General features: G+C 71.5%; 13 protein-coding genes. 7 read left to right on the top strand and 6 right to left on the bottom strand.

Annotated features, from left to right (window positions below; all coding sequences use genetic code 11):
* Window positions 1-53: 53 nt before the first annotated feature.
* Both STSP_RS26630 and STSP_RS26625 read left to right on the top strand, forming a co-directional pair.
* A complete protein-coding gene (locus STSP_RS26630; protein WP_067283144.1) occupies window positions 54-1,085 on the top strand; it encodes an ATP-binding cassette domain-containing protein in 1,032 nt (343 codons plus the stop codon).
* The gene (locus tag STSP_RS26625) at window positions 1,082-1,960 is read left to right on the top strand and encodes an ABC transporter permease (protein ID WP_078067536.1); all 879 of its coding nucleotides are present in this window, start codon (window positions 1,082-1,084) and stop codon (window positions 1,958-1,960) included. Before STSP_RS26630 ends, STSP_RS26625 begins: the two co-directional genes overlap by 4 nt.
* 23 nt (window positions 1,961-1,983) lie before the next feature.
* Here the strand turns inward: STSP_RS26625 and STSP_RS26620 are convergent, their stop codons facing one another.
* Entirely contained in the window at window positions 1,984-5,505 is a 3,522-nt protein-coding gene (locus STSP_RS26620; protein WP_067283124.1) for an AfsR/SARP family transcriptional regulator, read from the bottom strand.
* 203 nt (window positions 5,506-5,708) lie between these two features.
* Here STSP_RS26620 and STSP_RS26615 point away from each other — a divergent pair, with 203 nt between their 5' ends.
* Window positions 5,709-6,509, top strand: coding sequence for a site-2 protease family protein (locus STSP_RS26615; RefSeq protein WP_067283122.1), 801 nt, complete (start codon window positions 5,709-5,711; stop codon window positions 6,507-6,509).
* On the opposite strand, the gene STSP_RS26610 is transcribed toward STSP_RS26615, so the two are convergent.
* The 3 genes from STSP_RS26610 to STSP_RS26600 all read right to left on the bottom strand — a co-directional run bounded on the left by STSP_RS26610 (window position 6,499) and on the right by STSP_RS26600 (window position 8,686).
* Window positions 6,499-6,708, bottom strand: coding sequence for a hypothetical protein (locus STSP_RS26610; protein WP_067283121.1), 210 nt, complete (start codon window positions 6,706-6,708; stop codon window positions 6,499-6,501). The genes STSP_RS26615 and STSP_RS26610 overlap by 11 nt on opposite strands.
* A 78-nt stretch (window positions 6,709-6,786) precedes the next feature.
* A complete protein-coding gene (npdG, locus tag STSP_RS26605; protein WP_067283119.1) occupies window positions 6,787-7,503 on the bottom strand; it encodes an NADPH-dependent F420 reductase in 717 nt (238 codons plus the stop codon).
* 97 nt (window positions 7,504-7,600) lie between these two features.
* Window positions 7,601-8,686 carry a sialidase family protein gene (locus tag STSP_RS26600; RefSeq protein ID WP_107441405.1) on the bottom strand — a complete coding sequence of 362 codons (1,086 nt, stop codon included), beginning with the start codon at window positions 8,684-8,686 and terminating at the stop codon, window positions 7,601-7,603.
* A gap of 156 nt (window positions 8,687-8,842) precedes the next feature.
* Here STSP_RS26600 and STSP_RS26595 point away from each other — a divergent pair, with 156 nt between their 5' ends.
* Window positions 8,843-9,445 carry a hypothetical protein gene (locus STSP_RS26595; RefSeq protein ID WP_067283115.1) on the top strand — a complete coding sequence of 201 codons (603 nt, stop codon included), beginning with the start codon at window positions 8,843-8,845 and terminating at the stop codon, window positions 9,443-9,445.
* 134 nt (window positions 9,446-9,579) lie between these two features.
* Here the strand turns inward: STSP_RS26595 and STSP_RS26590 are convergent, their stop codons facing one another.
* Window positions 9,580-9,810 (bottom strand): hypothetical protein, encoded by a 231-nt coding sequence (locus STSP_RS26590; RefSeq protein WP_067283114.1) that lies wholly within the window; start codon window positions 9,808-9,810, stop codon window positions 9,580-9,582.
* 95 nt (window positions 9,811-9,905) lie between these two features.
* On the opposite strand from STSP_RS26590, the gene map reads away from it, so the two are divergent.
* Entirely contained in the window at window positions 9,906-10,763 is an 858-nt protein-coding gene (gene map / locus STSP_RS26585; RefSeq protein WP_067283112.1) for a type I methionyl aminopeptidase, read from the top strand.
* A gap of 218 nt (window positions 10,764-10,981) precedes the next feature.
* Window positions 10,982-11,632: a biliverdin-producing heme oxygenase gene (locus STSP_RS26580; protein WP_067283110.1), complete on the top strand. Its 651-nt coding sequence runs from the start codon at window positions 10,982-10,984 to the stop codon at window positions 11,630-11,632.
* A gap of 149 nt (window positions 11,633-11,781) precedes the next feature.
* Here STSP_RS26580 and STSP_RS26575 read toward each other — a convergent pair whose 3' ends face one another.
* A complete protein-coding gene (locus STSP_RS26575; RefSeq protein ID WP_067283109.1) occupies window positions 11,782-12,429 on the bottom strand; it encodes a PhzF family phenazine biosynthesis protein in 648 nt (215 codons plus the stop codon).
* A 277-nt stretch (window positions 12,430-12,706) separates the two neighbouring features.
* Between STSP_RS26575 and efeO the strand changes: the two genes are divergently transcribed.
* Entirely contained in the window at window positions 12,707-13,864 is a 1,158-nt protein-coding gene (gene efeO, locus STSP_RS26570) for an iron uptake system protein EfeO (protein ID WP_067283107.1), read from the top strand.
* Window positions 13,865-13,871 lie beyond the last annotated feature (7 nt).

The following is a 13,871-nucleotide window of genomic DNA, read 5'->3' as shown; positions in this document are numbered from 1 at the left end:
CCTGTCGGCGGCCTGTCGGTGGTTTGTCGGTGGCGGCTGGCACCGTGGTCGGCATGACGCGAATCGACAAGCAACTCCAGCGAGAAGGGACCGCCCCCGGGAGCGCGGTCACCGTACGGGGGCTGGTCAAGCACTACGGCGAGACCAAGGCGCTGGACGGCGTCGACCTGGACGTCCGCGAGGGCACCGTCCTCGGCGTGCTCGGTCCCAACGGCGCCGGCAAGACCACCCTCGTACGCTGCCTGTCCACCCTGATCACCCCCGACTCCGGCTCGGCCTTCGTCGCCGGGTACGACGTGGTGAAGCAGCCCCGGCAGCTGCGCCGCGTGATCGGCCTCACCGGTCAGTACGCCTCGGTCGACGAGAAGCTCTCCGGCCGGGAGAACCTGTACCTGATCGGCAGGCTGCTCGACCTGTCCCGCAAGGACGCCCGCACCCGCGCCGACGAGCTCCTCGAGCGGTTCTCGCTCACCGAGGCCGCCAAGCGCCCCGCGAGCACCTACTCCGGCGGTATGCGCCGCCGTCTCGACCTGGCCGCCTCCATGATCGGCCGCCCGGCCGTCCTCTATCTGGACGAGCCGACGACGGGTCTCGATCCGCGTACGCGCAACGAGGTGTGGGACGAGGTCCAGCGCATGGTCGGCGACGGCGTGACGGTCCTGCTCACCACGCAGTACATGGAGGAGGCCGAGCAGCTGGCCTCCGAGCTGACGGTCATCGACCGCGGCAAGGTCATCGCGGGCGGGCGCATCGACGACCTCAAGGCGAAGGTCGGCGGCCGTACGCTGCGGATCCGCCCGGCCGACCCGCTCGAGCTGCGCCCGATGGCCGCCGCACTCGACGACTTCGGCCTGACAGGACCCGGCTCCGCGACGGTCGACGCCGAGACCGGCACCGTCCTCGTCCCGATCCTCAGCGACGAGCAGCTCACCGCCGTCGTCGGCGCGCTCTCCGCCCGCGGGATCACGCTCGCCGGCATCACCACCGAACTGCCCAGCCTGGACGAGGTGTTCCTGTCCCTCACCGGCCACAAGGCCAGTGCCCCGCAGGACGCCCGTCCCGAACTCGAGGAGGTCGCCGTATGAGCTCCCGCCCGTCGCCCGCCGCCACCCTGAACGAGGCACTTCGCGCCGCCCCCTCGAACACCCTGACCGCGCCCTCCCCGGGGACGAGCAAGGCCGACGGCCGGATCGGGCTCCGCGCGCATCTGCGCCACACCGGCGCCCTGGTCCGCCGCAATCTGCTGTGGATCCGGCAGGACCCGGAGTCGATGTTCGACGCCGTGCTGATGCCGATCGTCTTCACGCTGCTGTTCGTGTTCGTCTTCGGCGGCGCGATCGCCGGCAAGGGCAACCAGGACGAGTACGTGAACTACGTGGTCCCCGGCCTGATGGCGATGATGGGCATGAACATCGCCATGGGCGTCGGTACCGGCTTCAACCAGGACTTCCAGACGGGCGTGATGGACCGCTTCCGGTCCCTGCCCATCGCCCGGTCCTCGGTGCTGGTCGCCAAGATCACCGTCGAGATCGGCCGCATGCTGGTCGCCACGGCGATCCTGCTCGCCGTCGGTTTCCTGCTCGGTCTGTCCGTATCGAACGTGCCCGGGCTGCTCGCCGCGATCGGTCTGGCACTCGTCTTCGGCTCGGCCATCATGTGGATCTTCCTCACCATGGGTGTGGTGATGAAGAACGCCCAGGCCATCCAGGGAATGGGGTTCCTCGTGCTGATGCCTCTGCAGTTCGGTTCGTCGATCTTCGCGCCCACCGACTCGATGCCGGGCTGGCTCCAGTCGTTCACCGACTACAACCCGCTCTCGTCGCTGGCCGACGCCGCCCGCGGCCTGATGAACGGCGGCGCGCCCATCGCGCACGACGTGTGGGTCACGCTGGGCTGGTCGGTGGTCATCACCGCGGTGATGGCGCCGGTGGCGATCCACAAGTTCCGTACGAAGAGCTGACACCGTCAGGCGCCGTGCGAACGTCACAGCAGGGCGGCGGCATCCTCGAGGGAGAGGTCGCCGCCCTCGGCGTACGCGGCGTCGTACGCCTCGTCGCCGAGCACGGCGCGAGCGGCCGACTCGGCCCGGGCGTACGTTTCCCGTTCCACGGCGGACGGGAAGTGGCCCGGCGGCAGCAGGCTCATGGCTGCGCCCAGCAGCCGTGCGGCGTCCCCGGCGCGGCTGCCGCCGTCGAGGCCGGCGAGGGCGACGGCCCCGGTGGTGAGATGCACCGCCGCCATGTGCGGCGCGATGGTCCGCGCCAAGGGCTCACCCGCCCGCGCCACGGCCTGCCGCGTCTTCACAAGGCACTCCTCGTACCGGCAGTCGACGCTGTCCAGCCATGCCTCCGCGCCCAGCACGAAACTGTCGAAGATCACGAAGGCGACCACGCTCTCCTGCTCGCGCAGCAACCGCAGCTGCTCGCGCGCCTCCCCGCTCCGGCCGCTGCGGCCGAGCCATAGCGCGAGGAAGATCCGCGCCGCCGGCATGGCCTCGTTGGCGGAACCGCGCCCGGCCGCCAAGACCTCGCGCAGCAGCTGCTCGCCCCGATCGGTCTCGCCGGACTCGATCAGTACGCTGCCTAGGCGGGCGCCGAGCACCGCCGCCTGGGCGAGCGCACCCATCCGTTCGGCATGGACGATCGCCGCCTCGTAGTCCTGGGCGGCGGACACGTACTCGCCCTTGCGCTCGCGTGCCTCGCCGCGCGCCGAAAGGGACTCGGCGACGCCCCACGCGTCTCCGAGCCGGGTGAAGATCTCCAGGGCCTCGTCGGCGTCCTGGCCCGCATCACCCGCCCAGTCGCTGCGGTTGGCGAGGAGGTTGGCCCGCATCTGCAGGGACACGCCCAGCTCCCACTCGTAGCCGAGCTCCCGGCAGGTGCGGACGTTCGCGTCGACGACGGTGTGCAACCGCTCCATGTCGCCGCTCAGCAGCACGGCGTAGAACCAGAGGTTGCCGGGGGTACGGCAGGTCTGCGGCAGCCCCGGCCGGTACGTCTGGCTGATGGCGCGCAGCTTCGCCTGCGCCTTCGGCGTGTTCCAGGCCTCCAGTTCCGTGTCCATGCAGGCGAGATGGGCGAGATGCGCTCCGCGCCGGGCCTCTTCGAGGAGCTCGGGGCTCATCGGCGGGGGCGCGTCCGTGCACCGCTCGTACACCGGCGGGACGGGCTGCGGGGGCGAGGTGAAGGGGTCGGGGCCGAGCGCCATGACCTCCCGGCACCAGGTGCGGGCCTCGATGCGCAGATCGCGGATCTGCCAGTACCAGAAGAGCGCGTGGACGAGGCACAGCGCCTCCTGCTCGTCGCGGGCGGCGACGGCGTGCCGCAGCGCGGTGCGCAGGTTCTCGTACTCGGTCTCGAGCCGCTCGATCGCCGCGCTCTGGCCGCGACCGCGCAGCAGCGGGTCGGTGGTCCGGGCGAGCTCCCGGAAGTACGTGAGGTGGTCGCGGGCGACGGCCTCGCGCTCACCGGCCTCGGCGAGCCGTTCGGCGGCGTACTCGGCGACCGTCTCAAGGAGCCGGTACCGCATCTCACCGCCCGCCGACGGTGCGGCGACCACCAGGGACTTGTCGACGAGCGAGCCGATCGCCTCCAGGGCCGCGGGCCCGCACACGGCCTCGGCGGCGGCGAGGTCGCAGCCGCCCGCGAAGACCGACAGGCGGCGCAGCACCGCGCGTTCGTCCTCGTCGAGCAGGTCCCAGGACCAGTCGACGACCGCACGCAGGGTCTGCTGGCGGGGCCGGACGGTGCGGCTGCCGGAGGTCAGCAGCCGGAAGCGGTCGTCGAGACGGTCGGCGATCTGTCGTGGCGTGAGCACCCGGAGACGTGCTGCGGCCAGTTCGATGGCGAGCGGAAGCCCGTCGAGGCGGCGGCAGATCTCGGCGGCGGCCGCCGCGGTCTCGTCGTCCTCGTCGACACGGAACCCGGGCCTGGCGGCGGCCCCCCGGTCGGCCAGCAGCCGCAGGGCCACGGGCATGGGGAGCGGCTCGACGGGGCGCAGCAACTCCCCTGGGACGCCGAGGGGTTCGCGGCTCGTGGCCAGGACGGTCAGCCCAGGGCAGCGTACGAGCAGGTGTTCCACCAGCTGCGCGGCGGCGTCGACGACGTGCTCGCAGTTGTCGAGGATGAGCAGCATGCGCCGCTTGGCGCAGTGCTCGGCGAGCCGCACGAGGGGGTCGTCGTGCCGGTCGGCCAGGGCCCGCATCTCCTCGGCTCCCGCGCCGCGCAGCACGGTCTCCCGCGCCCCGACCGCGGTGAGCACGGCCTCGGGCACGTCCCGCGGGTCGTCGACCGGCGCGAGCTCGGCCAGCCACACCCCGTCGGGCGCGGCGTCCCTGACGGTCTCCGCCGCTTCCTGCGACAACCGCGTCTTGCCGGCGCCACCGGGCCCGAGCAGCGTCACGAGCCGCGTCGACGCGAGGTCGGCCCGGATGGTGCCGATGTCGGCCTCGCGGCCGACGAAGGAGGTCAGGCGGGCGCGGAGGTTGCCGGGCGGCGGAGGTGTCGTACGGCCGGGCGGCGCGGTATGGCCGCCCGATGCGGGTTCCGCAGGGCCCGAGGGCGCGGGCTCCGCACGGCCGGAGGACGCGGGCTCCGCATGGCCGGAGGACGCGGGCGCCGCACGGTCGACCGACACGGATTCCGTACGGCCGGAGGACGCGGGCCCCATACGGCGCGCGGGCGCCGTACCGTCGCCGGGCGCCTCGCCCGGGGCGTACGACGGCGGCCCCGGCACGGAGTGCCCCCGCTCCCCCACGGCGGGCTCACCGGTGCCCTCGGCACCCCGCAGCAGCTCCGCGTGCAGGGCCCGCAGTTCCGGTCCGGGATCCGAGCCGAGGCGGTCCGCGAGCTCGCGGCGCACGGACTCGTACGCGGCGAGGGCCTCGGCCGTACGGCCCGCGGCCCGCAGGGCGCGGAGGTGGAGGACGTGGAGAGACTCGTCCAGGGGGTGGCTGCCGCACAGCGCGGCGAGCTCGGGGAGCACCTGTTCTGCCTGACCGAGGGCGAGAGCCGCGGTGAGGCGGCCACGCCGGGCATCGAGACGCCGGGCCTCCCATCGGGCCGACTCGGCGTCGCCGTCCGGGAGGTCCGCGAGGGCGGGACCGTGCCACAGGGCAAGTGCGTCGTCGAGGATCACGGCCGCCTTCACGGGATCACCGTCGGACAGCGCCCGCGTGCCTTCCCCGGCCAGCCGCTCGAACCGGTACAGATCGACGTCGTCGGCAGTCGCGCACAGCCGGTAGCCGCCGTCCACGGAAGTGACGGCGTCCGCGCCGAGCGCCCTGCGCAGCCGCCCGACCAGCGCCTGCAGCGCCCCCATGGCGTCCGCCGGCGGCTCACCGCCCCACACCTCGTCGACCAGCACGGACGCGGGTACGGAGCGCCCGGCCCGCAGCGCGAGCACCGTCAGCAGGGCACGCAACCGCGCCCCGCCGACCGGGACGGGCGTGCCGTCGGTGCGGAGTGCCTGGGTGGTGCCGAGAACGCGGTAGCGCACGGGGTCCATTGTCTCCGGGGACGCCCCGGCACCGCGTCCGGGTTTTGGACACGGGTTCCGACACTCACAGGAACGACCCAGTGGAACGAACCGGAGCAGTCCAGGAACCCCAGCCCGTCCGCAGGACGTTCCCCCCACACCACCGATACGGTCGTCCCGACCGCCGCCCGCACCTCCCGCCCACCCTCGTCCCCAGCTTCAGGAGACCGCCCATGGCCACAGTCACGTTGCGCCGCAGCGACCGGAGGATCAGCCCCGTCTTTCTGGGAATCGTGGCCGTCGCGGCGGTAGCGGGCTGGGCCACCTGGAGCGGTTTCGCCGAGCAGCCGGGGTTCGCCGTCTTCCTCTTCGTGACGGCCGCCTGGATCGTCTCGCTCTGCCTCCACGAGTACGCACACGCGCGTACGGCGCTGCACAGCGGCGACATCTCGATCGGAGCGAAGGGATATCTCACCCTCAATCCGCTCAAATACACCCATGCGCTGCTGTCGATCGTGCTGCCCGTCCTCTTCGTGATGATGGGCGGGATCGGTCTTCCGGGTGGCGCGGTGTTCATCGAGCGCGGCCGTATCCAGGGCCGCTGGAGGCACAGTCTGATCTCGGCGGCCGGGCCGCTCACCAACGTGCTGTTCGCGCTGGTGTGCACGGCGCCGTTCTGGCTCGACGCACTGGACGGCGTGCCGGTCACCTTCCGCTATGCGCTGGCGTTCCTGGCGCTGCTCCAGGTGACGGCGGCCATCCTGAACTTCCTGCCGGTTCCGGGCCTGGACGGGTACGGCGTGATCGAGCCCTGGCTGTCGCACCGGATCCGCCGGCAGGTGGAGCCGTTCGCGCCGTTCGGGCTGCTTGCGGTGTTCGCGGTCCTGTGGATCCCGGAGGTGAACGTCGTGTTCTTCGACGCGGTCCACGCGCTTCTGCGCGGGCTGGGCATCGACGAGCTCCAGAGCTACTGCGGCCAGTCGCTGTACCGCTTCTGGACGGACACGAGCGCCGTCTGCTCCGTCAGCCCGTGACGGACGTGCCGCGCGGCCGGCCGGGGCCCGCCGCCTTCGCGGCCTTCGCCCTGCGCGCGTAGTACCACGTCATGTTCGACGACAGTCCGGCCAGCAGCACCCACACGATGCCCAGCCAGCTGCCCTGGGCGAAGGAGACCACGGCCGCGACGACGGCCAGGAGGCAGACGGCCAGGGCGTACAGAGCGAGGCGGGGCATGGGGTCGGCTCCTGTCAGGGACTCGAGGTGGTACGCCGTCCAGTGTCCCCCATGCCCCGAGCGCGCCGTGAACGCGCCCTACACGTCCGTGACCCGCAGCCCCGCGTGCGCCTTGTAGCGGCGGTTCACCGAGATGAGGTTCGCCACCAGCGCCTCGACCTGGTGGGCGTTCCGCAGCCGCCCGGCGAAGACGCCGCGCATGCCGGGGATGCGCCCGGCGAGCGCCTGCACGAGGTCCGTGTCGGCCCGGGACTCGCCCAGCACCATCACGTCGGTGTCGATCTCCTCGACGTCCGGGTCCTGCAGCAGGACCGCGGAGAGGTGGTGGAAGGCGGCGGTGACCCGCGAGTCCGGCAGCAGCGCGGCGGCCTGCTCGGCGGCGCTGCCCTCCTCCGGCTTCAGCGCGTACGCACCCTTCTTGTCGAAGCCGAGCGGGTTGACGCAGTCGACGACGAGCTTGCCGGCGAGCTCCTCGCGCAGCGCCTCGAGCGTCGCCGCGTGCCCTTCCCACGGCACGGCGACGATGACGACGTCGCTGCGGCGCGCGCACTCGGCGTTGTCCGCGCCCTCGACGCCGTGCCCGAGCTCGTCGGCCGCCGTCCGCGCCCGGTCGGCGGCCCGCGAGCCGATGATCACCTTCTGGCCCGCCTTGGCGAACCGGTAGGCGAGGCCCTTGCCCTGCGGTCCGGTGCCGCCGAGGACGCCGACGACGAGACCGGACACGTCGGGCAGGTCCCAGGGGTCCTTGGCCGGGGCCTTGGCGGGAGCCGTCTTCGCGTCATCACTGGAAGTCATAGAGCGACGATACGTGCGGGTCCCACCGCGGATCACCTCCGCCGGCCAGTGGGCTGGATCACGCCGTACGGCCGTCTCCGACAGGCACAGCCCACGCCTACAGGTCCGCCACGGGCACGCGCCGGAACGTGATCGTCTCGTACGCGCTGAAGTCGCCCGTCTCGTAGAGGAGTCCGACGGTCGCCGCGTCGACGCGTACGAGATCGGAGTACGCGGCGGGCAGCCCGTCGACCGTGTGGGCGGTCCGCCAGGTGGTGCCGCCGTCCGTGCTGCTGCGGATCGTCATCAGGGCCCGGAAGCCGGGGTCGGCGGGTCCTGAGTAGAGCAGCAGGTCGGGGTCGCGGAGCTGGAGCACGCTGCCTTCGACGACGGGCCCGGTGAGGCCCGCCTGCGGACGGAACGGCCTGACAAGGGTCTCGCCGCCGTCGCGCGAGTGGGCGTCCGCGCGGGTGCCCGGTGCGGGCGAGTCGTTGCGGGTGTTGAAGTAGACCTGTCCGTCGGGCAGTTCGGCGGCGGTGGTCTCGTTGGCGTTGATGTAGCCGTTGGGTTTGCTGTCGAGGTAGCCGATCCGCCACGTCTCTCCCCGGTCGTCGCTGAGGAGGCAATGACCGCCGTTGTACTTGCCCTCGGTGCCGTCGTCGCCGCCGGTGGGCGCGAGGGAGTGGTTGGCGGGGACGACGACGCGCCCCTTGGCCGTGCCGCCCGTCAGCTGGACGGCGTGCCCGGGCCCGGTGGCGTACCACCGCCAGGCCGCCTTCTTCGTCTGCCCGGTGATCTCCCGCGGGCTCGACCAGGTGAGCCCGTCGTCGTCGCTGTGCTGGAGCCATACGCGGCGTCCGTTCGCGGCGGTCACCTTGCCGCGCCGGATGGCGTCCTCCGTCGCCGAGGCGGCGTTCCGCACGTGCACCAGGAGGATCCGGCCGGTGTCGAGGACGACGGGCGCCGGGTTCCCGGCGAGGTGGTCGCCGTTCTCCGCGGCCACCTGGAGCGGGCCCCAGGTGCGGCCGCCGTCCGTGGACCGCTTCAGGACGATGTCGATGTTCCCGTGGTCCTCGCGGGAATCGACGCGCCCTTCGCAGAACGCGAGGACCGTGCCCTCCTTGGTGAGGACCACGGCCGGGATCCGGAAGCTCGCATACCCCTCACTCCCGGCCCGGAACGGCACGGACACCTCGACCGCCATGACGGCCTCCCCCATCTCTGCGACCACCCGGTCGCCCGCACTGATCCCACGCAGCAGAACGATCAGCCGCCCAGTCTCGCCGCCCCGTGCCCACCTTGAGCGAATTCAAGGTGAACTCGGCCTGACGACTGGCAGGTTGCGGCAGGATGCGGATGCATGGACGCCGTACGGGTCGCGCTGCTGCGCGAAGTGCTCGCCGGAACCGAGTGGATCGGCGCGACGCGCCACTTCGCGGCCGCGCTGCGGTCCTCCGTCGTCCCGCACGGCGGCGGTCTGCTGCTGGTGGGCACGGAGGGCTACGAGCCATGGCATCTGGCCGCGCACCTCGTGGACGAGGCCGCCTGGTCGGGCACGCCCGCGCTGTCCCCGACGCTCGTACGGCACCGGGTGCGCCCCGGCGACCCGGCGCACCTCTCGGTCGGGCTCGGCAGGATCGAGGCGGCGCAGCGGGGCGAGACGCTGCTCGTGGTGGCACCGGACGCACCGGAGGCGCCGCTGCTCGAGCGGGTACACGACGCACGCCGGGCCGGGGCCACGGTGTTCGCACTGGACTCCGGCGACCGCGACCTGCAGGCCATGGCGCACGAGTCCCTCTCCGTACCGGAGAGCCCCGAGCTCGACCTGGACACCGTGCAGCACCTGGTCAGCGCGGCGGCCGGCGAGAACACCCTGCCCCAGACGCGGGGCCGCAACCGCTTCCGCGACCGCCTGTCCCGCCTGGCGGACCAGCTGACGGCCCCGCCGCCGTCACGCTGGTGACGTCTCGGTGCCACCGGGCTCCGCCCCGGACCCCGGATCGCCCTTCGGGCTCGTCCTCAAGCTCCCCCAGCTAACACTGGGAGGTGCCCCCGGACGGGCTGAATCTTCAGCCCGTCCGCGTGAGGACGACTCGCTCAGTCGTCGTCTTCGCTCCGCGCGGTGGCGTCATGCCACCGGGGGTCGTTCTCCCACTGGAGGTTCCGCTCGGCCGCGATGTCCAGCGCCCGCTGTGCCTCGGCCGGGCTGGCGTACGGCCCGAAGCGGTCCTTCGCCGGACACTCCGGCCCCTCCTCGACCTTCTTGTGCTCCAGGCAGTAGTACCACTCGCCCGGCTTCCCGACCGTCCGCTTCTTGAACAGGGCCATCGCACCGGCTCCTCATCGCCTGAGTCCTCTGAGTCCTCGTGGATCCTCGAGTACGCCGCCATGGTGCCCCATGGCCGCTGGATACACTCCTTGATATGTCTGGCCAGTCACTGCTCGTACCAGGGGAGCTCTCTCCCACCCGCTCCGTCCCGGGAAACATCAGGCGCCCGGAGTACGTGGGCAAGCCCGGCCCCACGCCGTACACCGGCCCCGAGGTGCAGAGCGCCGAGACGATCGAGGCCATGCGGATCGCGGGCCGCCTCGCGGCGCAGGCGATGGAGGAGGCCGCGAAGATCATCGCGCCCGGCGTGACCACGGACGAGCTGGACCGTGTCGCGCACGAGTATCTGTGCGACCACGGCGCCTACCCGTCCACGCTGGGCTACCGCGGCTTCCCGAAGTCGCTGTGCACCTCGGTCAACGAGGTCATCTGCCACGGCATCCCCGACTCCACGGTCCTGCGTGACGGCGACATCATCAACCTGGACGTGACGGCGTACATCGGCGGCGTGCACGGGGACAACAACGCGACGTACCTGGTCGGGGACGTGGACGAGGAGTCGCGTCTGCTCGTCGAGCGGACCCGCGAGTCGCTGAACCGCGCGATCAAGGCGGTCCGGCCGGGCCGTCAGATCAACGTCATCGGCCGCGTCATCGAGTCGTACGCCAAGCGGTTCGGCTACGGCGTCGTCCGGGACTTCACCGGCCACGGGATCAACTCGTCGTTCCACTCCGGCCTGATCATCCCGCACTACGACACCCCGCGCGCGACGACCGTGATGCAGCCCGGCATGACGTTCACGATCGAGCCGATGCTGACCCTCGGCACGCACGAGTACGACATGTGGGACGACGGGTGGACCGTCGTGACGAAGGACCGGCGGCGGACCGCGCAGTTCGAGCACACGCTGGTCGTCACCGACACCGGGGCGGAGATTCTCACGCTGCCGTAGCCCCGCCCGACCAGCCGAGACCCCTGGCCGCTCCGGCGGCCGGGGGTCTGCTGTTTCCGGACGCGCGAGCCCGTTGCGAGGTAGGCTGGTTTTACCGACAGGATGTCGGGAAGCATGAACGCAGAGATGACTTAGGGCAGCCTAAGTTGAAACGATCGCACGATCGCCCTCGGATCCCCCGTTTCCCGTTCCATCCGCTCGGCCCATCGGAGGTCTCCATGGACACGCCGTTCTCGACGCTCCTCCGCGCCGCGTCGCGCGATGCGCACACCGAGGTGGAGACCTCGACGTTCATGAGCGATCTGCTCGGCGGCCGGCTCTGCGTCGACGCGTTCACGCGCTACACCGAGCAGCTCTGGTTCGTCTACCGAGCACTGGAGGACGGTGCGCACGCCCTGCGGGACGATCCGGTCGCCGGACCGTTCATCCGGCCCGAGCTGATGCGCCTCGCAGAGCTGGAGGGTGACCTGGCGCATCTGCGGGGACCCGGGTGGCGGTCGGGCCTGACGGCGCTGCCCGCGACCGCCGCGTACGCCGCACGCATCGAGGAGTGCGCCCGCACCTGGCCCGCCGGATACGTCGCCCACCACTACACGCGCTACCTCGGCGACCTCTCCGGCGGCCAGATCGTCCGTGACAGGGCGGAGAAGATGTGGGGCTTCGCACGCAGGGGCGACGGCGTGCGGTTCTACGTCTTCGAGGGGATTCCCAACCCGGCGGCGTTCAAGCGGCGTTATCGGGAGCTGCTGGACGGGGTGCGGGCGGACGAGGTGGAGAAGCAGCGGATCGTGGCGGAGTGCAAGCGGGCGTACGCCCTGAACGTCGGGGTGTTCAGGGCGCTTGAGGGGGAGTTCCCGTTGAGTGCTTGATCCCCCACCCCGCCGAAAAATTCAGCCCGTCTGGGGGCACCTCCCAGCGTTAGCTGGGGGAGCTTGAGGACGAGCCCGAAGGGCGATCAGGGGGTCCAGGGGCAGCGCCCCTGGTTACGGGAAGGGGCGGGGTGGGGGAAATCCCGGCCTCAGCCCCGCAGGAGCCGCACCCGCCCGCCCACCTCGATCAACCCGTCCGGCCCGGGCGCCGTAAGAATCTGGGACCCCTCCCCCTGGACGATGTTCAGCGCACGGCCCAGCTCATGCGTGAGCAGCAACGCCGCCGCCCCCGTCGCCTCGTCCTCCTCGATACCGTCGTCCCGCCCGGGGAAGGCGCGAGCCCGAACCCGTCCCGCCGCCTCGTCCTCCCACGCCCACGCGTACACCCACTCCCCCGGCGGCGGCACCGCCAGCGCCTCTACCTCGGCCGCCGAGCCATACCGCCGCAACGTCCGCGGCGGCGCCCACTCCGCCCGGGCCTCGATCCAGGTGAACTCGCCGTCGAGCCGCGCGCCCACCACCCCGGCGGGCGTGACCAGTTCGGGCACGTCGAGCAGCCAGGCCGTGCCGACGCAGGGATGCCCGGCGAAGGGCAGCCGCAGTGTCGGTGTGTAGATGTCGATGACCCCGCGCTCGGGGTCGTCGACGAACACCGTCTCGCTGAATCCGAGCTTCGCGGCGAAGGCCTGGCGGTCCTCCTGCGCGGGCATGGCCGACCCGTCTCGTACGACGCCGAGTTCGTTGCCGTACCGGCCGCCCGGGCCGCAGAAGACGCGGAGCACGTCGTAGTCAGTCACCCCGGCATTGAAGCATCAGCCGCCGACAGCCGGGCACGGCCGGAGCCGGACGGCTGCACGGCCGGAGCCCGACGGCGAAGCGGCAATTGACCGTTGCTTGACCGTCCCGTTGATCCGTCATGAGGCGCCCGCAACTCGTCCGTTATCCACCGGTACGCGGGCATGGGATTTGAGACGTGAATCACTAGACGGCCGGAGTTGACTGAGGTAAGCCTCAGATAAGTTAGGGCGGCCTCACCCGACCTGTGAGCCGTCAGCCCATCGTTTTGGAGCCCGTATGCGAGCCGTCCGACTCTCCGTTGTCACCGCCGCCGCCACCGCGGCCGCTCTGACCGCTGTCACGGGCTGCACCGAGAAAGGCAGTGCCCAGGGTGGCGACCGCGTCATCGAGGTGACCGCCACCGACACCAAGTGCGAGGTCTCCAAGAAGGAGTTCCCGGCCGGGCACATCGAGCTCGCCATCGAGAACAAGGGCTCCAAGGTCACCGAGGTCTACATCCTCTTCCCGGACGACCGTGTCGTCACCGAGCGCGAGAACATCGGCCCGGGCACCCAGCAGAAGGTCACCGCCGAGGTGAAGGCGGGCGACTACCGGATCACCTGCAAGCCCGGCATGAAGGGCGACGGCATCCGCCAGAACGTGAAGGCGACCGGCGGCGGCACGACCGCCAAGCGCGACCCGCGCCTCGACGCGGCCGTCGCCGCGTACCGCAAGTACGTGCAGCAGCAGGCCGACGAGACCCTGCCGAAGGTGAAGGTCTTCACGGACGCCGTCAAGGCCGGTGACATCGAGGCGGCGAAGAAGGCGTACGCCGACTCGCGCATCGGCTGGGAGCGCACCGAGCCGGTCGCCGAGTCCTTCGGCGACATCGACCCGAAGGTCGACGTCCGCGAGGACGGACTGGAGGACGGCCAGGACCCCGAGACGGACTGGACCGGCTGGCACCGCCTGGAGAAGGCCCTCTGGCAGGACAAGAAGATCGGCGACCGCGAGAAGGAGCTCGCCGACCAGCTCGTGAAGGATCTGACCGACTGGCAGGGGCGCGTCGGGAAGGCCGAGATCACCCCGACCTCGATGGCCAACGGCGCCAAGGAGCTCCTCGACGAGGTCGCCACCGGCAAGGTCACCGGCGAGGAGGAGCGCTACTCGCACACCGACCTGGTCGACTTCAAGGCGAACGTCGAGGGCGCCGAGAAGTCGTACGAGCTGCTCAAGCCGGTCGCGTCCGAGAACGACGCCGCGCTGGCGAAGGAGCTCGACAAGCAGTTCGCGGCGATCGACACGCTCCTCGACAAGTACCGCGTGGACAAGAACTCCTACGACTTCACCTCCTACGACAAGGTCGGCGAGGACGACCGCAAGGAGCTGCAGGACGCGGTGAACGCGCTTGCGGAGCCGCTGTCCAAGCTCGCGGCCGCGGTCGTCGTCAAGTAGCCGGCAG

Origin of the sequence: Streptomyces jeddahensis (assembly GCF_001642995.1) — a bacterium.
Classification (GTDB): domain Bacteria; phylum Actinomycetota; class Actinomycetes; order Streptomycetales; family Streptomycetaceae; genus Streptomyces; species Streptomyces jeddahensis.
This window is presented reverse-complemented; position numbering and strand designations above follow the sequence as displayed.